Raw genomic sequence first — 21,767 nt, 5'->3', positions numbered from 1 at the left:
ATTTGCCATCCCCGGGGCTGTCAGCCCGAACGCCACGCAGTAGGATGGCAAGACGAGGAATCACCGATGACCCCACTGACCCAACTGCAAGTCTTCAACGCCATGCACGCCTCCCCCAATGCCCGCCTGGAGCTGAGCGCGCACCTGGGCGACGGCCTGGCCGCAGCGGTGTGGAGCAATCGCGACGATGCCCGCGACTACCAGGCGCCGAGCCACCATACCCTGTCGTGCTACATCGCCGACGGCACCGGCACCTTCCGACGCCAGCGCCCGGCCGACAAAGGCGCGCCGGACAAACTGTGCATCATGCCCGCAGGTCACGAGTCCAACTGGGTGGTCAACGGGCACATCCGCCTGGCCCACCTCTACATCAGCGAGGCGCAGTTCGCTCTGGGTTGCCTGCACCTGCTCGACCGCGAACCGCGGGAGATGCAACTTCAAGAGGCAACCTTCCTCGATGATCCGCAACAGGCCCGACGCTTCCGCCAACTGGTGACCCTGGACTGGCACGAACCCGGTGAACGTCTGCTGGCCAGCAGCCTGGCCCATGAAATCGTCGACCACGCCGTGCTCAGCCAGGCAGGTCTGCGCCAAGGCCTGCGCCTGAAGGGCGGCCTGGCACCGCACCAGCGCCGACAGTTGGTGGAATACATCGAAGCGCACCTGGACCACCCCATCACCCTGGGTGAGTTGGCTGTGCGCTGCAACCTGTCCGAATACCACTTCGCCCGCATGTTCCGTACAAGCTTCGGCCTGCCGCCGCACCAGTACCTGCTGGCGCGCCGCCTCAACCGCGCCTGCCAGCTGTTGCGCCTGGGCCAGTTGCCGTTGGGCCAGGTGGCCCTGCTGTGTGGGTTCGCCAGCGCCAGCCACTTCAGCAACCGCTTCCGTCAGGCCCTGGGCGCGACGCCCGGGGACTACCGGGCGGCCTTCGGTGGCTGAGCGACGAGCGCACGTTCGCCGGGCGCATCAGCACCAGAAGCATGTTTCGGCGGTTTGCCAAGGCCGATTTGCAACAGAAAATTTATTTTCAAAAGGGGCTTGATTTCGTTTCGCCGTTGGCTGACTTTAGGGTCAAGAGGCGAAGAAATCCCAAGGGCCTCAAAGGCCTAGGCGCGTCTCTTGCGAGCAAGCTGAATAAGGATTGAATCATGCAAATCCAGGTCAACAGCAGCAATCACATCGAAGGCAACATCCGGCTCAACGAGTGGGTTCGCAGCACGCTTGAAAGCACGCTCGAACGCTACGAGGACGACCTCACCCGCATCGAGGTCCACCTGCGTGACGAGAACGGCACCAAGCCCGGCCCGCATGACAAACGCTGCCAGATGGAGGCTCGCCCGAAAGGCCATCAACCGATTTCCGTGACCCACACCGCCACGTCCCTGGACCAGGCTGTGGATGGCGCCGCCAGCAAGCTGAACAACGCGCTGGAGCACTTCTACGGCAAGTTGCGCAGCAAGCGTGGGGTACTTCAGATGAGCGACCCTGAAGCCTGAACCCTGCGATCGACAAAAAACGCCCGGCATTGCCGGGCGTTTTCATGTCCACCGATCAATGGCCCTGAACCAACCGCGCGCTCAGTCGGTCAACCTCTGCAGTCATTCATTGCAGACAGCCCGACCATGCACAATCCATTCGACCAGATCAGCGACGCCTTCGCCCCCGAGTACCGGGTCAACCTGAGCATCGAACGCCTGGACGGCAGCATCATGCTCACCCTCTCCGACGACAGCGGTGTGGTCGCCAAACGCCTGATCACCGCCGCCCAGCGCAATGACCCGCAGCGTCTGCAGCGGGTGATCGACAGCATTCGCCTGGGGCTGGCCATCGAACTGGGCCAGAACCCGCTGGAAGTCCTGGCCGCCCTCACCCATGCCCCTCGCCAGACACCACGCCGCTTCCCCGCCGCCGGCCTGGCCAACTGACCCCTACTTGCCGTCCTCGACCTCTTTGCCATTGGCATCGAGCACCTTGGTGGACGGATAGCGGTACGAGGCGTAGCGCACCACAAGGATCGAAAACGCCAGCAGCAGGATGCCGCCGCACAGGTACAGCAGCCCGACGTCTGGCGCCCTGTGGTGCGAGACATCGCCGATCAGCAGACGGGTCAGCGCGGTGATCGCCACATAGAGCAGGAAGCGGATCGGCATGTGGTTGGTCTTGAAGTAAATCCCCACCATCGCCCCCAGCTCCAGGTAGATGAACAGCAGCAGGATGTCATCGACGCTGACCCCACCTTTGCCCAGCATGTCCAGGAAGGTCACCACCGCCGCATAGGCAGTGATGGCGCCAATGCCGAACAACGCCAGGTAGTGGAACGCCTCGACGCACAGGTTGCCCAGCGAGTCCGCCGAGCCATGCAGGCCCTTGCGCAGTTTTTCTGCCCATTTGATGTTCACGATGTTCGATTCCCCGATACGAGCTGAAGGATGATGCGTCACCACTGTGACGCTTGTGCCATGCAGTAAAAAGGCCAGGCCCTTGCCTTGGAAGGCGACCGATTGCCGCAAGGCACCTGTGGGCTAGGCTCTGAAGGGAAAAGGCCATCACTTGAGTTGCATCGCGGTGGCTGGAGCGAGTACTGTATATAAATACAGTTAACCCATAACCCTAACAGCAAAAGGCACAGAGGTGATGAATGGCCGTCGAAGTGGTGTACCGCAGCAGCCGCGACCCGGAGCGCTTGTTCATGGATAAGGCCGAAGCAGACCGTCACGACAAGATGCTCGAACTGGCCGAGCGCCTGGCCGAGGTGCTGCAAAAGGCCGTGCCGTCGTTGAGCGAACAGCAGGTCGAGGAAGCCGGCATCTACATGGCCAAGAACCGCGACGTGTTCGCCCGGGCCTTCAAGAACCAGCCGGATGCCTTGGCCGAGCTGCTTGAGGATCAGGCTGAATGACCCAGGGTCATCCGTAGAGCAACCGCTCCGCCAGCATCTGCGCCACCCGCGCTGGCGAACGCTTCTCCGCCTGGGCATGGGCAAACACTTCGGTCAGCCGCGTAGGAATGCGCGCCAGGTGCGCGGTGATGGTGCCCAGGTCCTCGCCCCGGTGGGTCAGGGCCACATAGATCAGGCCACCGGCATTGATCACGTAGTCCGGCGCATAGAGGATGCCGCGATTTTCCAGCTGGTCCGCCACCTGTAGCGTAGTGAGCTGGTTGTTCGCCGCGCCTGCCACGGCTGCGCAGCGCAACTGCATCACGCTCTGGCCATTGAGCACCGGCCCGACGCCACAGGGTGCAAAGATGTCGCAGGGGGTGCTGATCAGCGCGTCATTGGTCACAGGATGCGCACCCAGTTGCTCCACGGCCAGGCGCACGCGTCCAGGATCCAGGTCGCTGACCAATAATTCCGCGCCCGCCGCGTGCAACTGCTCGGCCAAGGCATAGCCGACATTGCCCAAGCCTTGCACAGCGATGCGCAGCCCCTCCAGGTTATCGCTGCCCAGACGCGCCATGGACGTGGCGCGAATGCCCGCGAACACACCCATTGCGGCATGCGGCGACGGGTCGCCTGAGGCTGTGGTGCTGGTGACATGGGGTGTGGTCTGGGCGATGCAGTCCATGTCCAGGGTTGAGGTGCCGCTGTCCACGGCAGTGATGAAGCGCCCCTGCAGAGTGTCGACGAACCGGCCGAATGCCTCGAACAGCGCGGCGCGGTTTTCCACATGCGGGTTGCGCACGATCACCGCCTTGCCGCCGCCCAAGGGCAGGCCCGCCAGTGCCGCCTTGTAGCTCATGCCCTGGGCCAGACGGATGGCGTCGGTCATGGCGCTTTCGTCATCGGCGTAGGGTAGATAGCGACAGCCGCCCATGGCCGGGCCCAACTGCTCGCTATGAATGACCACGACGGCCTTGAGGCCTGTCGGCGGGTCGATGCACAGGTGCAGGGACTGGGTGCGGGTGCTTTGCATGAGCGCGAACATCAACGGGCTCCCCCGAGAGGTGCTCCTTCCAGTATAGGCAGGCCACCAGGCTCCGAGCCCTTGGCGGACCACTGGACGAAAGCACGCGCCAAGGCTAAAAGATAAGCGTATGCGGAGAGTGCCCATGAACCCACGTCAAGCCTGCCTGGCCTGCCTGGATCGCGAGCCTGTCGCGCTGCTGGAAGCAACGCTGTGGATAGCGGCCGAGCACGACCGGACGGTAGAGCCGGCGGCGAGCCTCGCCCAAGTGCACGACTTGCAGCGAGAAATCAGCGCCAACCTGCCGATGCTGCCGCTCCATGAGCTGGCCCAGCCCCTGCTGCGCCAGCTCAATGCCCTGGGCTTCGCGCAGGATGAGTACCATCCGTTGCGGCCCCAGGTGGCGTTGATGGACAAAGTCCTGCAGCGCCGCCGCGGCCAGCCGTTGACCCTGGCCATCCTCGCCCTGGAGCTGGCGCGACGCCTGTCGATCCCCCTGGAGGGCGTGAACTTCCCCGGCCACTTCCTGCTACGTGTGCCCGGGGCCGACCATTTGCTCGATCCCTGCGGCGGGCGACGGTTGTATCCCGCCGACTGCCGCGAACTCCTGGCCCGCCAGTTCGGCCCCCATATGCCGTTGAGCGCCGAGCACATGCACAGCGCAGCCCCCATGCAGATGCTCCAGCGCCTGTCGCGCAACCTGCGTCATCTGCACAGCAGCAACGAAAACGACCTGGCCGCCCTGATCGACGCCGAACGGGTGATGCAACTGGGACCGGTGCTGGCCAGCGACTACCTGGCCCGCGCCACGCTCTACCAGCACCTGGATTGCCCCCAGGCCGAGCGCTATGACTTGGAGCATGCCTTGCTGCTGACCGACGACCCGATCCAGCGTCTGAAATTGAGCGAACGGCTTGGCCAACTCCCGTCGACCAAGCGTTCGATTCACTGAGCCGGGGTGTCCGGCTGGCAGGAGGGATGCGCCTTGGTGAAGGCCGGGTGCGCCTGGGCCAAAGCAGCCACGCGGGCAATACGTGGATAGCCGCTGAGGTCGACGTTGAATCGCTCGGCGGCGTAGAGCTGAGGGATCAGGTAGACATCTGCCAACCCCGGCTCGTCACCGAAGCAAAAGCCTCGATCACCGATCAATTGTTCCACCGCCGCCAGGCCCTGTCCGATCCAGTGGGCGATCCACTGGTTGACCTGGGCATCGTCATGGCCCAACTGACGCAGTTGGTTGAGCACGCTGACGTTGTGCAACGGGTGGACGTCGCAGCCGATGATCGCCGCCACGCCCCGCACTTTGGCCCGAGCCTCGGCACTGGCCGGCAACAGCGCAGGCTGTGGATAAACCTCTTCGAGGTACTCGATGATCGCCGGTGACTGCACCAGCAACTCCCCGCCATCGGTCCGCAGCGCGGGCACTCGCCCCTGGGGGTTGAGCGCCAGGTAGTCCGCGCCACGCTGCTCGCCCTTGAGCAGGTTGACCGGCAGGGCCTGGTAATCCAGGCCCTTGAGCGCCAGGGCGATGCGTACCCGATACGAGGAAGTGGAACGGTAATAGGTGAACAGCTCCATCGCCCTGACCTCTCAGTTGGCCGAGATGATCGTGCCGCGGCATTCGCCGAAGCCGATGCTCGCCACGCCGTCGCGGGTGCAGCGGGCGCGCAGGATGATCTCGTCGCCGTCCTCCAGGAACTTGCGCACCTCGCCGCTGGCCAGCTCCACCGGGTGCTTGCCACCTTCGGTGATCTCCAGAAGGCTGCCGAACGAGCCGGGCGTGGCGCCGGACAGCGTGCCCGAACCGAACAGGTCACCCGGCTGCAACTGGCAACCGTTGACGCTGTGGTGGGCCACCATCTGGGCCACGGTCCAGTACATGCTGCGTGTGTTGCTCAGGGTCAGGCGATGGGCTGGCAGACCCTGCTCGCGCATCTTCTCGGTAACCAGCAGCACTTCCAGCTCGATATCGAAGGCACCCGCGGCCTGGTCACGCTTGTCCAGCAGGTAGGACAGGGGCTGCGGGTCGCCTTCAGGACGCGGCGCCTGGGCGCAACGGAACGGCTCGAGGGCTTCGGCGGTAACCACCCAGGGCGAGATAGTGGTGATGAAGCTCTTGGACAGGAACGGGCCCAGTGGCTGGTATTCCCAGGCCTGGATATCGCGCGCGGACCAGTCGTTGAGCAGGCAGTAGCCGGCCACATGCTCGGCGGCGTCGCTCACCGGGATGGACTGGCCCATGTCGTTGCCTTGGCCGATCCAGATGCCCAGCTCCAGCTCGTAGTCCAGGCGCGCACACGGGCCGAAGTTCGGCTCGGTCTGCCCGGCCGGCAGGGTCTGGCCCTTGGGACGGCGCACGTCGCTACCGGAGGGACGGATGGTGGAGGCACGGCCGTGGTAACCGATCGGCACGTATTTGTAGTTGGGCAGCAGCGGGTTGTCAGGGCGGAACAGCTTGCCCACGTTCTTGGCATGCTCGATGCCGACGTAGAAGTCGGTGTAGTCGCCGATCTTCGCAGGCAGGTGCAGTTGGCACTCGCTGGCCGGATACAGGGCAGCCTTCAAGGCCGCTTGATGCTCGCTGTGCTCGCCCAGCAGCGCCAGCAAACGCTCGCGCAGGGCCACACGGGCTTCACGGCCCAGGGCGAAGAACGCGTTCAGCGCGCCGCCTCGGGTGGCTTCGGCAGCGACCTTGGCCTGGCCGTCGAACAGGCCGGCGGCCAGCACGGCTTCCAGATCGAGGATCGCGTCACCGATGGCTACGCCGCAACGCGGTGCCTGGCCTGAACGGCTGAAGATGCCCAGGGGCAGGTTCTGCAACGGGAAGTCGCTGTGCCCGTTGGCGTGCTCGACCCAGCTACGGGCGATGGCGGTCTGGTTCATGGGTTATCTCCGATTCGGGTTGAAGGTGCTCGGCAAGGTGGCCCAGCAACTATCGTAGTCGGCCTGCAGTTGCGGGCACTCGAGGGCATGACGGCTCGGACGCAGCACCTGGCTGGTCTCGAACATGAATGCCATGGTGTTGTCGATCTTGTGCGGCGCCAGGTCCGCGGCGATGGCCTTCTCGCAGGTTTCGGCGTCTGGCCCGTGGGCGCTCATCACACCGTGCAGCGAGGCACCGCCCGGCAGGAAGCCTTCAGCCTTGGCGTCGTAGGCCCCCTGGATCAGGCCCATGAATTCGTTCATCAGGTTGCGGTGGAACCAAGGTGGACGGAAGGTGTTCTCGGCCACCATCCAGCGTGGCGGGAAGATCACGAAGTCCATGTTGGCCATGCCGTGGACGCTGGTCGGCGAGGTCAGCACAGTGAAGATGGAAGGATCGGGATGGTCGAAGCTGACCGTGCCGATGGTATTGAAGCGGCGCAGGTCGTACTTGTACGGCACGTTGCTGCCGTGCCAGGCGACCACGTCCAGCGGCGAGTGCTGCAGTTCGCAGGCCCAGTGCTCGCCGAGGAATTTCTGCACCAGTTGCACTGGCCCGCTGACCTCTTCGTAGTGCGCCACCGGGGTCAGGAAGTCACGGGGGTTGGCCAGGCCATTGCTGCCGATCGGGCCCAAGTCCGGGATGCGCAGCGGGGCGCCATGGTTTTCGGCAATGTAGCCACGGGCCTGGCCGTCGAGCAGCTCGACGCGGAACTTCATGCCCCGAGGGATCACGGCGATCTCCAGCGGCTCGACTTCCATCACCCCCAGTTCGGTGGCAATGCGCAGGCGGCCTTGCTCTGGCACCAGCAGCAGTTCGCCGTCGGCATTGAAGAACACACGCTCCATCGAGCGGTTGGCGCGATAGATGTAGATGCTCACGCCAGCCGGCTTCTCCGAGGCCGAGTTAGCCACCATCGGCAGCCAGCCTTCGATGAAATCGGTGGGTTCGGCGGGGATCGGCTGGGGGCTCCAGCGCAGGCGATTGGGGGTGATCGCACCCAGCGGGCCGGTTAGCGGTTGACGCTCCAGACGCTCGAAGCGCGGGTGCAGCGCCGAGGGACGAATGCGGTACAGCCAGGTGCGACGCAGCTCGCTGCGGGCCATGGTGAAAGCGGTACCCGAGAGCAGTTCGGCGTACAGGCCGTAGGGGGCCTTTTGTGGGGAGTTCTGCCCGACCGGCAAGGCGCCTGGCAGCGCTTCACTGGCGAACTCGTTGCCGAAGCCGCTCAGGTACTGAAGATCAGGGGAAGAATCGAGATTCATCGGTGCCTCCGGGCTCGATGAGAGCCGTTGCTGGCAGCTGGCTGCTGGCCCTGTCCGGCGCGTTCCGGTGAGTACTCCAGGCGTTACAGCGCGTCTGCATTGTTTTTATCGTAATCAGATTACGAATAACGTAATTTGATTGCCGAAAGGCGTCAAGCTATAAAGACGCCCACCTGTCTCCCCCTGGATGCCCAAGCCCATGACCAAAGCCAGCCCCCCTGCCGACAACGGCAAGCAGAAGGTCCGCTCGGCGGAAGTCGGCACCGACATACTCAAGGCACTCGCCGAGCTCTCCCCATCCACCTCGCTGTCGCGCCTGGCCGAGCACGTGGGCATGCCAGCGAGCAAGGTACACCGCTATCTGCAAGCCCTGATCGCCAGCGGCTTCGCCGAGCAGGATCCGGCCACCAACCATTATGGGCTGGGCCGTGAGGCCCTGCGGGTGGGCATGGCTGCACTGGGCAGCATCGATGTACTGAAGGTGGCGGCGTTACCGCTGTCGCAATTGCGCGACGAGCTCAACGAGAGCTGCTTCATCGCCGTGTGGGGCAACCAGGGCGCGACAGTGGTGAGCATCGAGCCTGCGGTGCGTGCGGTGACGGTAGTCACGCAGATCGGCTCGGTCCTGCCGCTGCTCAGCTCGTCCACAGGCCTGGTGTTCGCCGCCCACCTGCCCGAACGCGAGACTGTGGAACTGCGTGAGCAGGAGCTGGCCGCCATGAACCAGTCATTCAGCGACTACGAGCCGGTGCTGGCCCAGATCCGTGCACGCGGGCTGCATCACGTACACGGTTTGCTGATGCCCGGCGTGGACGCGCTGTCCGCGCCGGTGTTCAACGCCATGGGCCAGATTGCCGCGGTGATGACGGTGGTCGGCCCGACGTCGATCTTCCATGCCGACGAACAGGGACCGGCGGCGAAGCGCTTGCTGGCGGCGGCAGGCGCCGTCAGCAGGCGCATGGGGTATGAGCCAGAGGCCTAGCTCATGGGTTGAGGTGCTGTCCCTGACCCCGATGGCGGCCTCAGGTGAACTGACGAGGGGCTGATTGCTCTTGGGAGGCGACCAGTTGGGTATACCACGACAACTCTTCCTTGAATCGTTTATTCAACGGTTTGAAAGCACCCGAGCCAAGCTCCTTGAACACCTCATGCCGCTCATAGAACGCTTTGAGTGTCTCAACTTGGTTCTTCACCCACAGACTCAGTGCGGATGACTCCCCAGGAAACAACGTCGACCAAAGTTTGCTGCCTCGATCAACCAGCTGGGTACCATAGAACTTCACCACATTCGTAATCCCAGGCAAGCTGGCGACGGCTCCGAGCAGGGATAACAGTGCTGCCGTCTTATCGCCATCACGCAACGCCGCGAGGCTGCGGTAGAACCCGGCACCGGCCTTGATGAAGCCCAGAACGATTCGCGCCGGCGGGAACGCCAAGGCGATGACATCCGCCACCAGACCGACCAGCCAGAACACCTCTTGGGTGATACGCCTCGCCGCGCTGTAGGCATCGCGTTTCGCGTCGGCCAGCAAGCGCTGTATACGCTGGCGCAGAGCAACCGAAAGATCCCGGATGTTGTACAGCACCTGCAACGACTGGGCGATACTCGCATTCCCCTTGCTTTCTGACGCATCGGCGAAGTCATCATTTCGCACGCTCTCATTGAGTTCGCGGATCAACAGTTCATCGTCAATCGAGACATGCGCGTAGAGCCAGTCCTGCAGAGCATCGCTTCGCCACTGCTCGACAAAATCCTCGACTGTATAAAGGTACCGCCCACCCGGCCCATCGCTGAGATAGACCAAGGTGCCCTTGGCCTGGGGTGACTGCAGCAGGTACCCACCGACTACAGCGGCCCCGTTGATCTTCAGCATTGCCAATTTGCAATCGTCGACGAAACTGCCCCGATGAAATGCCATGCAGACCGGTTTCAGCCAGTCGGCATGCGCGTCGCTGAGGCGTCCGCTCTGCAGCTCCATCAGACAATCGCGTTGAATTTTCATGCCTGTGATGTGGCGATGCAGCTCCAGCGGCCTGGACTGGGCATCTCCGTCCGGGTCGAGATAACTCTTGCGGATTTCATCGCAGTACCCCTCACCCAGCCTGGCGGCCCGGATGTAGCCATCGATCGCTCGGTTGCTCAAATGGGACAGGTCCTGGCCTACGGTCGAAGTCAGCCTGGCGAAGTCCCTGAAATTGAAATCCGCGGGGTATCCGCTGGCCACCACTTGGGTCAAGGACTGACGAGCGCCATGCTCCAGTTCGACCAGAACGGTATCGGCATCGATCCATCCGTCCTTCTTGCCCGGGAAACGATTGATGCGCTCGCTCACGCGGTCACGGGCATAGGCCATGAAAGTCGGCACCTGGGCAACTGCCTGGTAATCCGTCATAAGCACGCGCAACTCGTGGTCGATGTCGTCCACGCGTCGTTGCAGCGTCCCGTCCGGCCTGGCAGGCGCCACCGGCCTGATCTCCTCGAGATCGTCGAGAATCTTCATCACCCTCAACTCGGTCCAGTGCTGGATCACCTGCTGCCAGCCGTCAATGTCCTGCGGATGCAGGGCGATCGTCTCGCGTGACCATTCCTGAGGCAGGCTGGCTATACGCGTCAGATATCGATTCAACGCAGGACGGTCGGCATGGCGGACACGCTCGACGAGGTAGTCGCGCCCCGCAGGCATGGCGGTCAGTGCCCCCAGCGCGAGACTCATCTGCCCAGATGAGTTGAACGCTTGCAGATCGCCCGCCGGCGACCCGGGCGCATAGAGCACATGGATATCATCGTTGTAGATGTACAGATGATCGGTCAGACGCATTTCGCCATTGATGGACAACAGGGCCACCTTGATGGTGCTTGTTCCGGAGCGCTGCGCCCATGTGTCCTGTGTGGCCTGCTCAAGCAACTGCACCGCTCTGCGATCAAGGCCCTGGAAGTCCGCCGCCTGCCTGGCGAGTTGCAGCCTGGCATCCAGCGCTCTGCTCAGCAGATAGCGGTTTTCGTCGAGGGCATAGGTCTGCTCGACGTGCTCGACATAACCTCGATGCAGCTGTAATTCATTGGCGAGCGACCATACGCCTTGGTCGCCCAGGGCATTGCGCAAGCCCTCGTGCTGGATCGTCATTGCCAGGCGCTCGCCATGGTAAGCACCGCCACAGACCCATTCGAGCAGTGAAACCACTTGCGGCGGCGCATCCGCTGTGAAGTCATGTCTGACCTGCAGTCGTACCTGTTCGGCAGACAATTGCGCAAACCCTTTAGCGGTCAACCAAGCGCCAAGTTGCTGGCTGGCATAGGTGTAGAAATCACTGTGCTGAGATTGCTCGGCCAGTTGGCTCTGGGTTTCGTTCACAACCTGATGCAGCTTCGCCAACCGCTCGCGCTCGGCAGGCGACAGGTGTCGCAACCACTGCGGCGCCAGGTCGTTGCGCAAAGCACCGACGGCATCGGCCACGCTTGCTTGGAGTTGCTCGAACAAGGGCACAAGGGCAACGGCGCCCTCAACGTTGTCAGGCTCAGCAGCAAGCCCGTCGATGACCAGCCTGCGTTGCAGCAACTGCATATCTTCAAGCAGATACACCTCAGGAGGAACCCGCAGCGGCCCCAACGTCAGCTCGACGGACGTGGTGTCCGTCAGGGCCGCACGCGCTCGGGCGGACAGACCCTGTGTCCAGCAATTATCCGCCCGCAGGTAGCGGACCAGTGTCTCTACCATACGTTGATGGCTATCGAACCAGACACCGGCCCCCAGGCCGTAGAGGACGAAAGACAGCTCATCGTCATAGGGGTTATCGCTCAGCGCCACAAAGCCAGGAATACGCACCAGCTCACCCTCTTTCGTCTTCAGTGAGACGGTTGCAAAGACGGGATCAGCGCCTGGCAGTAGAGCTTCGATGTCCTGCCTGGGAGCGCCACGACGCAAGGCACGGGCTCGCACCTGTAGCGTCAGCAACGCCCGAAGCTGTTCATTCAGCAGCGGGGACTGCTCCATCCACCAGTGATCGCTTTTGACCTGCCAGTGTTCGTCCAGCCAACGCTCGGGATCGTCGACAGGCGTATCACGAGGCGGCAAGCCGGGCGCAAGGGCAACTTCGGCCTGCAACATCATGGTCAACACGACCAGAGCGCTCAGGACATCCTGGCCGGCGACAGGCGAGACCGTGGAAGGAAAGGTCAAGGGAAAATTCATGACTTCTGTCTCAATGCAATGTAGGAAATCGCAATGTGCAGAAATCAGAAAAAACAAAGCGGATGGAAATGCGGTTGTACGAACCTACGTTCACACCTGAAGAAACTACTGAAAACGCCGCAATGAATCGTGAGACGGGGAGAAGGATTATCACCGGCAATGTAAAGGTGAATGTCATAAGAAGGTGTTTTTCCCACATCAGGATGCACCTATTCTTACGGCATTGGATCGGTACGAAGGCTCCCCCCAGCCTTTCGGACCACCAAGGTTCACCGACGTTGATTTTGAAGCTCCTTGATCTAACGTCTCGATTGGCCGCTGCAGTTGCAGCGGCCTTTTTTATGCCTGCAACACCCTAGGACCAGGCCACCTTGCGTGGTGCCTCGATCATCAGCTGCTCACGAAACGACAGGTAATGACGCAGCACCTGCTGCGGAGCCTCGGTGTGCGGATAGTGCCCGATGCCCGGCAACGCCACGGTGTCGGCGCCAGGCACCAACTGCCGGTAGCGCTCGAGCATCCGCACGCCGGACAGCGGATCGGCCACGCCATTGATGAAGCGCAGCGGCACACATCGTCGTAGCAAGGCGCCCACCCAGCGCTCACGGTGCAGGCGTCGCTCGGGCAGGTAACCGATCAGCTTGTGCAGGATGCGCGTGCCGTGATTGGCAACGATCAGACTCCAATAATCATCCAGGGCACTTTCGCTCGGGTGCGTGCAAGGGCCATAGATATGGCTGACGTTGCGCACTAGGTCATCGCGCCCAAAGCTGCGGGACACCAGCCAGCCTAGGGGGCTGAGCAGCAGCTTTTGCACCAGCAAGACTTGGTAGCACTCTGGGAACAGCCCACAGTTGAGGAACGCGCAGCTGGCGATCTCGATGCGTTGTTCACAATGACGCGCCAGCAGCTCCTGGGCAACGCTGCCACCGTAATCGTGGGCCAGCAAATGCACGGGCTGGTCGATGTCCAGATGAGCGAGCAAGGCCTGTTGCAGGTCGGCTTGCTCCATCAGGCTGTAGTCATGGTCCAACGGCTTGGCCGAGTCGCCAAAGCCGAGCATGTCGCAAGCGACTACACGAAACCGCTGGGTCAAGGGTACCCACAGGTAGTGCCAATCCCAACTGGCCGTGGGGAAACCGTGAAGTAGAAGCAGTGGCTCTCCCTGCCCTGCAGTCCAGTAGCGGATGGTCTGGCCCCGAAAGGCAAAACTCTGAGCTCGGGTACGCCAGACGCACAATGGTATTTCGGCCAGTGGCATCAGTGTTGTCCCGGTGGATAAGTGTTGGCGTCATAAGGCAGGGCTGCGTTCATTGCAAGTTACCTCGGCACTTACATGTGCTCTCTATGTCGAGGCTCAGTCTAGCCAGCACACCGGGCGACGAAACTTGCATTGGCAGCCAGCTTGCTGGCTTTGCGGGTCAGGGGCACGAACGGTCACAGCAGCCGTGCCAACAGGGGGCCGGCGAACAGATTGAGCAGGCCGGTGAGCACCATGACCAAGCCGGCCACCGAGCCTTCCTCACGGCCCACTTCCTGCGCCCGACTGACCCCGGCGCCATGCGCACCAACGCCAAACAGCGCGCCACGGGCCAAAGGCGTACGCAAGGGCAGCACGCGCAGCAACACGCCCCCGAACATGGCGCCAAGCACGCCGGTGAACATGACGAACACCGCCGTCAGCTCCGGCACGCCGCCCAGGTCTTGGGCCAAGGGCATGGCAAAGGGCGTGGTGATCGAGCGCGGCAACAACGACAGGCTCACCGCATTGTCGAGCGCCAGCAGGTGCGCCAGGCCCCAGGAGCTGGCGATCGAGGCCATGCTGCCGGCCAGCATGCCCACCAGCAACGCCGGCCAGTGGCGCGCCAGCATCATCCGCTGCTGCCAGATCGGCACCGCGAAGGCCACGGTCACCGGCCCCAGCACGCCCATCAACCAGTGGGTATCGCGCGCGTACTCGGCATAGGCGGTGTGCAGCGGCACAGCCACCGCCAGCAGCAGCGCCGGCACCAGGATCAGCGGCGACAGTACGTAGCGCCCACTGCGCCGGTACAGCCAGCGGCTGCCCAGGTAGGCGGCGAGGGTCAGGACAAGCCAGAACAACGGCATCGGCTCAAGGCTCATGGCGCAGCCTCCAGCGGCAGACCAGTTCCACCGTGACGGCAGTCACCACCATCACCAACAGTGTGCTCACTGCAATCACCAGCAGGATGCGCCAACCCTCGCTGCGCAGCAGGCCACCGTAGTCCAACAGGCTCATCAGCGCCGGAATGAAGAACAGCAGCATTTCAGCCATCAGCCAACCCGCACCTGCCTGCAAGGTGGCAGGTTTGAGCACGCCGCAGGCGAACAGCAACAGGAGCAAGGCCAGGCCCATCACCCCACCGGGAATCGGCCAACCCAACCAAGTGGAAAGCTGGCCGCCGAGCAGGAACAAGGCAAGCAGGATCGCCAACTCGACGAGCAGACGCAGGTATTTTTTCAGTAAGGCGGGTTTCATTGGGAAGGAGTCCTCAGCTGGGGTCCATTCTAGATTTCCCCTGCCTAGGCCAGAAGCGAATTGTTAGACTGATCGCCATTCCAAAATGGAATTCGAATCATGGAATTCAAGCAGCTACGCAGCTTCATCGAAGTCGTGCACCGCGGGGGCTTCACCCAGGCGGCGCAGACCCTGCACATCAGTCAGTCCGCGGTCAGCAAACAGGTCGCTCAACTCGAGCAAGTCCTAGGCCAGCCCTTGCTGGAGCGCCAAGGCTCGCAATTGCACCTGACCGCTGCCGGGCGCATCGTCCTGGCGCGCGGCGAGGCGTTGCTGCGCCAGCGCCAGGAATTGCAGAACGAGCTGGACGATCTCAGCCAGATGGCCCGCGGCGAACTGCGCCTGGGTTTACCGCTGCTGGGCAGCGATGCGCTGTTCGCGGGTTTGTTCGCCGAATACCGGCGGCGTCACCCGAACATTTCGATCCAGCTGATCGAAGGCGGCAGCCGCACGGTGGAACAGGCCGTCAGCAGTGGCGAACTGGAGCTGGGCGGTTGCATCACGCCCACGGACCCGGCGTTCGAGTACCAGCCATTCTGCGATGAGCCGCTCGATGCGCTGTTGCCCCGGGCGCATGCCTTGGCGAAGGAGCCCCAGATCGAGTTGCTGCAGTTGGCGGACACACCGTTTCTGCTGTATCAGCGCAGTTTCGTGCTCAATGACCGACTGCTCGGTGCCTGCCAGCAACTAGGCTTCACGCCCAAGGAAGGGGGGCGCAGCGGGCAAGCGGACTTTCTGGCCGCGCTGGTGGCGGCCGGGCAAGGGGTGGTGCTGCTGCCGCGGGTCGTGGCGCGGGCGCTGGAGCGCCCGGGCGTGGTGCGGGTGCCGCTCAACCCGCCGGATCTACGATGGGACATCGCTTTCATCTGGCGGCGTGGGGCCTACCTGTCGAAGGCAGCACAGGCCTGGTTGCAGTTGGTGCGCGAACGGCCTGCGTCTGGCCTATAGAGGCGGCGGTGTCCTGTTCGCGGGTAAACCCGCTCCCACAAGGATTGCATTGAGCCTGTAGGGGTTCACCCGCGAAAGGGCCGTGGCGGGCATCCGCCCGTATCAAGCCTTGAGCGCCGCCGCCAGCTCAGCCAGCCACGGCTCGGCATCAGCCTCGGGGGTTACGGTCTCGCTGGCATCCAGGCGCAGCATCGGCAGCACTTCGCGCACGCCCAGCTCGGCAAACAGCTCGCGCACCTGCTCGCCACCACCACAGTAGGTATCGCCATAGCTGGAATCACCCAAGCCAATCACCGCGCCGGGCAATCCACGCCAGGCAGCCGGCAGGGTGTCGCGAATCGTGCTGTACAGCGGCATCAGGTTGTCCGGCAGCTCGCCCATGCCGGTGGTGGAGGTCACGGCCAGCAAGGCATCCGGGGCAAAACCCTGCAGGTCCTGGAGGGTGGCACGGGCGGCATGCCAGGCGTCGAAACCGGCGGCTTTGAGCAGGGACTCGGCGTGGCGGGCGACTTCTTCGGCGGTGCCATACACCGAGCCTGAAATAATGGCGACTTTCATCGGGCAGAGGATTCCGAAACTGAGTGAAAACGTAGGATACTAGCATTCACCAGTGGCAAAAGGCCGCACTCCCACCCAAGTCCCCCGCTTGCCCAAGGCCAGGACATGATCAACGCGCAACTGCTGCAATCGATGATCGATGCGTCGAACGACGGAATCGTGGTCGCCGAACAGGAAGGCGACGACACCATCCTGATCTACGTGAACGCAGCGTTCGAACGCCTGACTGGCTATGCCCGCAACGAGATCCTCTACCAGGACTGTCGCTTCCTGCAGGGCGATGATCGCGACCAGTTGGGCCGCGCGCGGATCCGCCGGGCCCTGGCCGAAGGCCTGCCGTGCCGGGAGGTGCTGCGCAACTACCGCAAGGATGGCAGCGCCTTCTGGAACGAGCTGTCGATCACGCCGATGCACAACGTCGCCGACCAGCGCACCTACTTCATCGGCATCCAGAAGGATGTCAGCCGCCAGGTAGAACTGGAGCGGGCACTGGCCCAAGCGCAGGCCCGGCTGGAAGTGCTGGAATCCGACGAACGTAGCTGAACGAAGCGCTTTGCGCGCGGTCAATCCCCTTGAAGAAATCGCCACCTTCGAGCCCGATCATGCAAGCACATGCCCTCCTGACCCAGGACGAACTGGATTTCATCCAGGACATGCAGCATTCGCCCCAGTTCAATCTGGCCGACTCCATGTCGAGCCTGCTGGTCAATGGCGACCGCCACGTGCAGGAACTGCTCGCCCGCCTGGTGGCCAATGAGCAAGTCACGCTCCAGGCCCAGTACAACAACCAGCAGATCAGCTTCCCGCTGCAACTGGTCGAAGACGAATTCCACGCCGTGCACCTGCAGTTGGGTTCGCCTGAAATCTTCGAAGACGGCCCCACCCCACGCCCCTGGCGTCTTTCCCTGGAGCAGCCGGCCCCGCTGCTGGATGCCCGTGGCAAGCACAGCGGCCTGTGGATCCGGGACATTTCCTCCAAGGGCACCCTCGTGCAAGTGCGGGATCTACCCGAGGCGCCGGTGCGTTTCGCCCTGAACTTCGCCCCCGAAGGCATCGACCCCGTCCGCCTCAAAGGCGTGCTGCGTCGTCGCATTGGCCCGGACCTGGCCGCCTATGACCTGTACCGCAGCCCGGCCGCCGACCTCGAGCGTCTGCGCGAGTACATCCTCCAGGCCCACCAGCAGCTGCACGCCTAAGTATCCAGCTGTCCGGCCAGGTACTGGCGCAAGCGCCTGCGCATCAGGCTGCCCTGCGCGCCAAGGCAGGCGACCGGGCTACCGGCCAGGTGCTCCTGGGCCAGCTCCGCCACCTCCCCCGCCAGCAACACCGGGCACCCCACGCCCAGGGTCAGCCGCGCCAGGCGCTTGCCCAGCGCCTGGGTGGGGGGCTGATGGGAGAACAGCACCAGGGCATCCGGCGCGAGGCGCTCGCACACCAGCGCCAGCTCCTCCATCGGCTGCCCGGTCGCCAGCACCGTGACGCCCACCTCGTCGCTGCCCAGCAACAGCCCCGCCACCAGCAACTCCAACTCATGGCATTGGCCTGACAAGGTCGCCAGCACCACGCGCTGGCTCCAGGGCCCGCGCGCCAGTTGCAGTCGCAGCAGCACCTTGCCTCGCAAAAACTGGTCAAGAAACAGCCATTCACTGACCCGGCCAAAGCTGCCCTGCCCCGCTCGCAAGCCGCGCCAGACGGGCATGAACACCTCATCGAACACCGGGTCCAGGGCATGGCAGGCGAACACCTGGTCGAACAACCGTTCCAGTGCCAGGCCATCGAAACGCTGGGTCGCCTCTTGCACTTGCGCGCGCCAGCGGGCCAGCTCGTCGGAACTGCCGACGCCCTGGCCATCCTGCGCCCCGGCCTGATTGCGGGCCAGGATGCTGCCGACCTTGCTCACCGCCACGCCACGCTCCAGCCAGCCGAGGATGCTGCGAATATCGTCGATATCGGCCTGGGAATAGAGACGATGGCCGCTGTCGGTGCGGGTGGGCTGGATCAACCCGTAGCGGCGCTCCCAGGCGCGCAGGGTCACAGGGTTGACGCCGGTCAGCCGGGCCACTTCACGAATGGGGAACAGCTCTTGGTGTTCCAGGCTGGCCGAGGCGGCCACCTGATCATTGATGTGCACGGGCAACGCCTCTTGTTTCAGATTCTGCATTCTACGCCGGGACACTCCGCCAGGTCAGCGCAACCACCCGCCGGCTGACACTGCCGGTCACGAATCCTGAGCGATAATTCGTGCCCGATTCTTGCAAGCCTGCTCGCATCGCCCACCACCCCGGGCGATGAAAGCCTAGGGGCCAGCTACCCGCCAGCCCCGTCGCCAGGAGATACACGATGTCTACCCCTCCCGTCACCCTGATGGTGTCGCGCCGCGCCGCCCATGGCCGTTACCAGGACCTGCTGGCCTGGCTCCATGAAGGCGAGCAACTGGCCACCGACTTCCCCGGCTATTTGGGCTCGGGCATCCTCGCGCCACCGGCCGAGGGCGATGAGTTCCAGATCATCTTCCGCTTCACCAACGAATCCACCCTGCACGCCTGGGAGCATTCGGCCTCGCGCCGGGCCTGGCTGCAACGTGGCGACGGCCTGTTCGAACGCCCCAAAGAGAGGCGCGTCAGCGGCCTGGACGACTGGTTCGGCACTAATACAGTGCAAAAACCACCGCGCTGGAAGCAGGCAACCGCCATCTGGCTGGCATTCTTTCCGGTCTCGCTGCTGTTCAACGTGCTGTTCGGCCACTGGCTGGCGCCGCTGGACCTGCTGCCACGAGTACTGATCAGCACCCTGGCCCTGACGCCGGTGATGGTCTACCTGTTCATCCCGCTGTCCACCCGTCTGCTGGCCGGCTGGCTGAACCCAACAGTACCTGCCACCGGCCAGGCGTCGCGCGGGCTGCGCAGCCGCTGAGGCACAGCCGCACAAGAGCGAAACAGTTCGGGTATGCTGGGGCATCAATGCAAGGACAGACAAGTTGACGCCCCGATCATGAACAGCCCAATCCTCGTCACCGGCGCCAGCCAGCGCGTCGGGCTGGCCCTGGCCCTTGAACTGGCACAGGCCGGCCATACGGTGATCAGCGCCAGCCGCAACATTCACCCACAAACGCCCCACCCGAACATCGTGCAGTTTCGCGCCGACCTCTGCCAGGAGGCCGACCGCCAGGCGCTGATCGAGTACCTGCAAAGCCACTACGACGGCCTGCGAGCGATCATCCACAACGCCTCGCTGTGGCTGGACGATGGCCTGGACAACCTGCAGACCATGTTCCGCCTGCACGTCGAGGCGCCCTATCACCTCAACCTGGCCCTGGGCGATCTGCTGGGCAAGGTCGAGAAGGCCGACATCATCCACATCTGCGACGAAACCTCCTCTCGCGGCAGCAAGAGCCACATCGGCTACGCCGCGACCAAGGCCGCGCTGCAGAACATGGTGCTGTCGTTCGCCGAAAAATACGCGCCGAAGGTGCGCGTCAACGGTATCCTGCCGGGCCTGCTGATCCTCAAGGAAGGTGGCGACGACGCCTACCGCCAGCAGACCCTGAAAAAAGCCCTGCTGGAGTTCGAACCCGGCGCCCGCCCGCTGATCGAGGCGGTGATGTTCCTGCTCGAAAGCCAGTACAGCACCGGTAGCCAGGTGGTCATCAACGGTGGCCGCCACCTGAAGAACCGCATGACCTGAGGGAAGCCCCATGACCCCGCAACAACAGCTCGAACTCGAGGCCGCCGCGTTCCGGCGCCTGGTCGAACACCTGCAAAAGCGCACCGACGTGCAGAACATCGACCTGATGAACCTCTCCGGCTTCTGCCGCAACTGCCTGTCCAAGTGGTACAAGGCCGCCGCCGACGAGCGCCAGATCGACGTCAGCCTGGACGATGCCCGGGAGAAGATCTACGGCATGCCCTACGCCGATTGGAAAGCCCAGTACCAGAAAGAAGCCAGCGCCGACCAACAAGCGGCGTTCGAAAAAGGAAAGCCACGTGACTGATCTGACCACCCTGCGTAACAGCCTCGCCAGCGGCGAGCATGTTTTCGCCGACACCTTGGCGTTCATCGCCGCAAACTACAGCTACCAGCCCCAAGCCTTCAGCAATGGAGGCGTTGAGAACGCCGCCGGCCAGAACGAAGGCTCGTGCAAGACCCTGGGCCTGGCCCTGCTCGAAGGCTTGAGCGACCAGGAAGCCCTGTTGGCGTTCGGCGAGCACTACCGCAGCGTGCTGGCCACCCCCGAAGGCAGCGACCATGGCAACATCCGCGCGCTGATCAAGCACGGGCTGGCCGGCGTCACCTTCGCCGAGCAGCCGCTCAAGCGTAACGCCTGATATCGCCGGGGCCGCTTTGCGGCCCAGGCCACCTCAGCTGATGATCCGCCCCGGTACCGCTTCCGGCAGCCTGCCCTGCTGCAACCAGGCCAGGGCAATCGGCCAGAGGGTCTCGCGGAAGCGGTCATGGAAGAACGCGAAATGCCCGATCTGCGCGACCGAGATATCTCCAGGCGCCAACCGCAGGTGCCGCCGCTCGGCGTGCTGAAGGTAGCCCAGTAACCGCTCGGTCGCCGCCACGGTCCCGAACGGGTCGTCCGCGAGGCTGATCGCCAAGGTCGCCGCCTGCACTTGGGCGAACGGCAACTGCGCCAGCGTTCGTCCACTGGGGCGGTGCTCGTAGCGCGGCGTGCGAGTGGTCCAGTCGTGCACCACACCCGCCGGCGTGTCCTCCATCCAGCCCAGGCGCTTGCCGGGAAAGTAACCACACAGTTGGGTCAGCAACGGCATCACCACATGCCATTTGCCTACCAGCCGCCAGCGCTCGTTCGCCGCATAGTCGCGCCAGTAAGCGAACTGCGCGCCGACCATCACCACCCGTCGCACCCGCCCGCCGGACGGCGCCAGCCCCACCGCGCAGCCGCCGAAACTGTGGGCCACCACATCCACCGGCTGGCCCGCGAAGCGCTCGGCGGCCAGTTGCAGCATCGCCTCGAAGTCCAGCCGCCCCCAGTCGCTCCACGACGCCTTGAAGCCGCGCAACGAAGCCGGCCGCGACTCGCCGATACCCCGGTAGTCGTAGGTCAGCACGTCGAAGCCCTGGGCGAACAGGTAGTCGGCAAAGCGCGAGTAGTAGCGGCAGCGCACCGAGGTGGCGGCGTTGATGATCACCAGCGGGCGCTGGGAGTCGGGGGAAGCGTGGCGCCAGAGGAAACCTCCGAGGCTGTAGCCGTCGGCGGTGGTGTGGCGAAAGGCGGTGGCGGGCTGGGTCAGGCTGCTCATGACGCGCTCCCTGCTGTGGTGCGCCAACGCTAGCAAAAAAAGCGCCGTCAGCCATCCCCTTGCAGGGGCTGCTGCGCAGCCCGTCGCAGGTTACGCCAGCTCCCACGAAGCCCGAGTGCCACCGAAAAGGCGCTGACGGCGCTGCGTGTGTGGGCGCTGGCGAAGCCTG

25 protein-coding genes are annotated in these 21,767 nt (G+C 63.8%); 13 read left to right on the top strand and 12 right to left on the bottom strand.

Going from position 1 to position 21,767, the window contains the following annotated elements:
• Positions 1–66 precede the first annotated feature (66 nt).
• From ABOA88_RS10670 to ABOA88_RS10660, 3 genes are all read left to right on the top strand, one after another.
• The gene (locus tag ABOA88_RS10670) at positions 67–942 is read left to right on the top strand and encodes a helix-turn-helix domain-containing protein (protein ID WP_196170306.1); all 876 of its coding nucleotides are present in this window, start codon (positions 67–69) and stop codon (positions 940–942) included.
• A 209-nt stretch (positions 943–1,151) separates the two neighbouring features.
• Entirely contained in the window at positions 1,152–1,499 is a 348-nt protein-coding gene (locus ABOA88_RS10665; protein ID WP_196170305.1) for an HPF/RaiA family ribosome-associated protein, read from the top strand.
• Positions 1,500–1,625: 126 nt separating this feature from the next.
• Complete coding sequence (locus ABOA88_RS10660; protein ID WP_196170304.1) at positions 1,626–1,928, top strand: DUF3509 domain-containing protein; 303 nt, start codon at positions 1,626–1,628, stop codon at positions 1,926–1,928.
• A gap of 3 nt (positions 1,929–1,931) precedes the next feature.
• On the opposite strand, the gene ABOA88_RS10655 is transcribed toward ABOA88_RS10660, so the two are convergent.
• Positions 1,932–2,402, bottom strand: coding sequence for a phosphate-starvation-inducible protein PsiE (locus ABOA88_RS10655; protein ID WP_196170303.1), 471 nt, complete (start codon positions 2,400–2,402; stop codon positions 1,932–1,934).
• Positions 2,403–2,641: 239 nt separating this feature from the next.
• Here ABOA88_RS10655 and ABOA88_RS10650 point away from each other — a divergent pair, with 239 nt between their 5' ends.
• The gene (locus ABOA88_RS10650; RefSeq protein ID WP_196170302.1) at positions 2,642–2,902 is read left to right on the top strand and encodes a YebG family protein; all 261 of its coding nucleotides are present in this window, start codon (positions 2,642–2,644) and stop codon (positions 2,900–2,902) included.
• Between the two features lie 7 nt (positions 2,903–2,909).
• Here the strand turns inward: ABOA88_RS10650 and ABOA88_RS10645 are convergent, their stop codons facing one another.
• Positions 2,910–3,929: a Leu/Phe/Val dehydrogenase gene (locus ABOA88_RS10645; protein ID WP_070576307.1), complete on the bottom strand. Its 1,020-nt coding sequence runs from the start codon at positions 3,927–3,929 to the stop codon at positions 2,910–2,912.
• Between the two features lie 124 nt (positions 3,930–4,053).
• On the opposite strand from ABOA88_RS10645, the gene ABOA88_RS10640 reads away from it, so the two are divergent.
• On the top strand, positions 4,054–4,860 hold the full coding sequence (locus tag ABOA88_RS10640) for a SirB1 family protein (protein ID WP_070576309.1): 807 nt from the start codon (positions 4,054–4,056) through the stop codon (positions 4,858–4,860).
• Here ABOA88_RS10640 and maiA read toward each other — a convergent pair.
• From maiA to hmgA, 3 genes are read right to left on the bottom strand one after another with little or no spacing between them, the layout of a single operon-like run.
• The gene (maiA, locus tag ABOA88_RS10635) at positions 4,854–5,486 is read right to left on the bottom strand and encodes a maleylacetoacetate isomerase (RefSeq protein ID WP_367851585.1); all 633 of its coding nucleotides are present in this window, start codon (positions 5,484–5,486) and stop codon (positions 4,854–4,856) included. The two genes, ABOA88_RS10640 and maiA, sit on opposite strands and share 7 nt — an antisense overlap.
• Before the next feature lie 12 nt (positions 5,487–5,498).
• Entirely contained in the window at positions 5,499–6,791 is a 1,293-nt protein-coding gene (gene fahA / locus ABOA88_RS10630; protein ID WP_367851586.1) for a fumarylacetoacetase, read from the bottom strand.
• A gap of 3 nt (positions 6,792–6,794) precedes the next feature.
• The gene (gene hmgA / locus ABOA88_RS10625) at positions 6,795–8,096 is read right to left on the bottom strand and encodes a homogentisate 1,2-dioxygenase (protein ID WP_196170299.1); all 1,302 of its coding nucleotides are present in this window, start codon (positions 8,094–8,096) and stop codon (positions 6,795–6,797) included.
• 199 nt (positions 8,097–8,295) lie between these two features.
• Here hmgA and ABOA88_RS10620 point away from each other — a divergent pair, with 199 nt between their 5' ends.
• Complete coding sequence (locus tag ABOA88_RS10620) at positions 8,296–9,078, top strand: IclR family transcriptional regulator (RefSeq protein ID WP_196170298.1); 783 nt, start codon at positions 8,296–8,298, stop codon at positions 9,076–9,078.
• Between the two features lie 40 nt (positions 9,079–9,118).
• Here ABOA88_RS10620 and ABOA88_RS10615 read toward each other — a convergent pair whose 3' ends face one another.
• From ABOA88_RS10615 to ABOA88_RS10600, 4 genes are all read right to left on the bottom strand, one after another.
• A complete protein-coding gene (locus ABOA88_RS10615; protein ID WP_196170297.1) occupies positions 9,119–12,286 on the bottom strand; it encodes a hypothetical protein in 3,168 nt (1,055 codons plus the stop codon).
• A gap of 355 nt (positions 12,287–12,641) precedes the next feature.
• Entirely contained in the window at positions 12,642–13,547 is a 906-nt protein-coding gene (locus ABOA88_RS10610; protein ID WP_196170296.1) for an alpha/beta fold hydrolase, read from the bottom strand.
• A gap of 176 nt (positions 13,548–13,723) precedes the next feature.
• Entirely contained in the window at positions 13,724–14,410 is a 687-nt protein-coding gene (locus ABOA88_RS10605; RefSeq protein WP_367851587.1) for an LrgB family protein, read from the bottom strand.
• On the bottom strand, positions 14,400–14,786 hold the full coding sequence (locus ABOA88_RS10600) for a CidA/LrgA family protein (RefSeq protein ID WP_196170294.1): 387 nt from the start codon (positions 14,784–14,786) through the stop codon (positions 14,400–14,402). The genes ABOA88_RS10605 and ABOA88_RS10600 overlap by 11 nt, the downstream gene beginning before the upstream one ends.
• A gap of 99 nt (positions 14,787–14,885) precedes the next feature.
• On the opposite strand from ABOA88_RS10600, the gene ABOA88_RS10595 reads away from it, so the two are divergent.
• Positions 14,886–15,773 carry a LysR family transcriptional regulator gene (locus tag ABOA88_RS10595; protein WP_196170293.1) on the top strand — a complete coding sequence of 296 codons (888 nt, stop codon included), beginning with the start codon at positions 14,886–14,888 and terminating at the stop codon, positions 15,771–15,773.
• Positions 15,774–15,875: 102 nt separating this feature from the next.
• Here ABOA88_RS10595 and ABOA88_RS10590 read toward each other — a convergent pair whose 3' ends face one another.
• Positions 15,876–16,331 carry a flavodoxin gene (locus ABOA88_RS10590; protein ID WP_196170292.1) on the bottom strand — a complete coding sequence of 152 codons (456 nt, stop codon included), beginning with the start codon at positions 16,329–16,331 and terminating at the stop codon, positions 15,876–15,878.
• Between the two features lie 105 nt (positions 16,332–16,436).
• Here ABOA88_RS10590 and ABOA88_RS10585 point away from each other — a divergent pair, with 105 nt between their 5' ends.
• Entirely contained in the window at positions 16,437–16,874 is a 438-nt protein-coding gene (locus tag ABOA88_RS10585; RefSeq protein ID WP_196170291.1) for a PAS domain S-box protein, read from the top strand.
• 59 nt (positions 16,875–16,933) lie between these two features.
• Positions 16,934–17,527: a hypothetical protein gene (locus ABOA88_RS10580; protein ID WP_196170290.1), complete on the top strand. Its 594-nt coding sequence runs from the start codon at positions 16,934–16,936 to the stop codon at positions 17,525–17,527.
• Here the strand turns inward: ABOA88_RS10580 and ABOA88_RS10575 are convergent.
• Positions 17,524–18,456: a MerR family transcriptional regulator gene (locus tag ABOA88_RS10575; RefSeq protein ID WP_419183392.1), complete on the bottom strand. Its 933-nt coding sequence runs from the start codon at positions 18,454–18,456 to the stop codon at positions 17,524–17,526. The two genes, ABOA88_RS10580 and ABOA88_RS10575, sit on opposite strands and share 4 nt — an antisense overlap.
• Positions 18,457–18,671: 215 nt before the next feature.
• Between ABOA88_RS10575 and ABOA88_RS10570 the strand changes: the two genes are divergently transcribed.
• From ABOA88_RS10570 to ABOA88_RS10555, 4 genes are all read left to right on the top strand, one after another.
• Entirely contained in the window at positions 18,672–19,244 is a 573-nt protein-coding gene (locus tag ABOA88_RS10570) for an antibiotic biosynthesis monooxygenase (protein WP_043209601.1), read from the top strand.
• A gap of 78 nt (positions 19,245–19,322) precedes the next feature.
• A complete protein-coding gene (gene folM, locus ABOA88_RS10565; protein WP_196170288.1) occupies positions 19,323–20,015 on the top strand; it encodes a dihydromonapterin reductase in 693 nt (230 codons plus the stop codon).
• A 10-nt stretch (positions 20,016–20,025) separates the two neighbouring features.
• Positions 20,026–20,322 (top strand): DUF1244 domain-containing protein, encoded by a 297-nt coding sequence (locus tag ABOA88_RS10560; RefSeq protein ID WP_367851588.1) that lies wholly within the window; start codon positions 20,026–20,028, stop codon positions 20,320–20,322.
• Positions 20,315–20,656, top strand: coding sequence for a HopJ type III effector protein (locus ABOA88_RS10555; protein WP_182816392.1), 342 nt, complete (start codon positions 20,315–20,317; stop codon positions 20,654–20,656). The genes ABOA88_RS10560 and ABOA88_RS10555 overlap by 8 nt, the downstream gene beginning before the upstream one ends.
• Positions 20,657–20,689: 33 nt before the next feature.
• On the opposite strand, the gene ABOA88_RS10550 is transcribed toward ABOA88_RS10555, so the two are convergent.
• Positions 20,690–21,598: an alpha/beta hydrolase family protein gene (locus ABOA88_RS10550; protein WP_367851589.1), complete on the bottom strand. Its 909-nt coding sequence runs from the start codon at positions 21,596–21,598 to the stop codon at positions 20,690–20,692.
• Between the last annotated feature and the right edge of the window lie 169 nt (positions 21,599–21,767).

Origin of the sequence: Pseudomonas sp. PKS, assembly GCF_051913525.1 — a bacterium.
GTDB classification, from domain to species: domain Bacteria; phylum Pseudomonadota; class Gammaproteobacteria; order Pseudomonadales; family Pseudomonadaceae; genus Aquipseudomonas; species Aquipseudomonas guariconensis_D.
The sequence above is the reverse complement of the archived record's forward strand: the minus strand, read 5'-3'. Positions and strand labels throughout refer to the sequence as shown.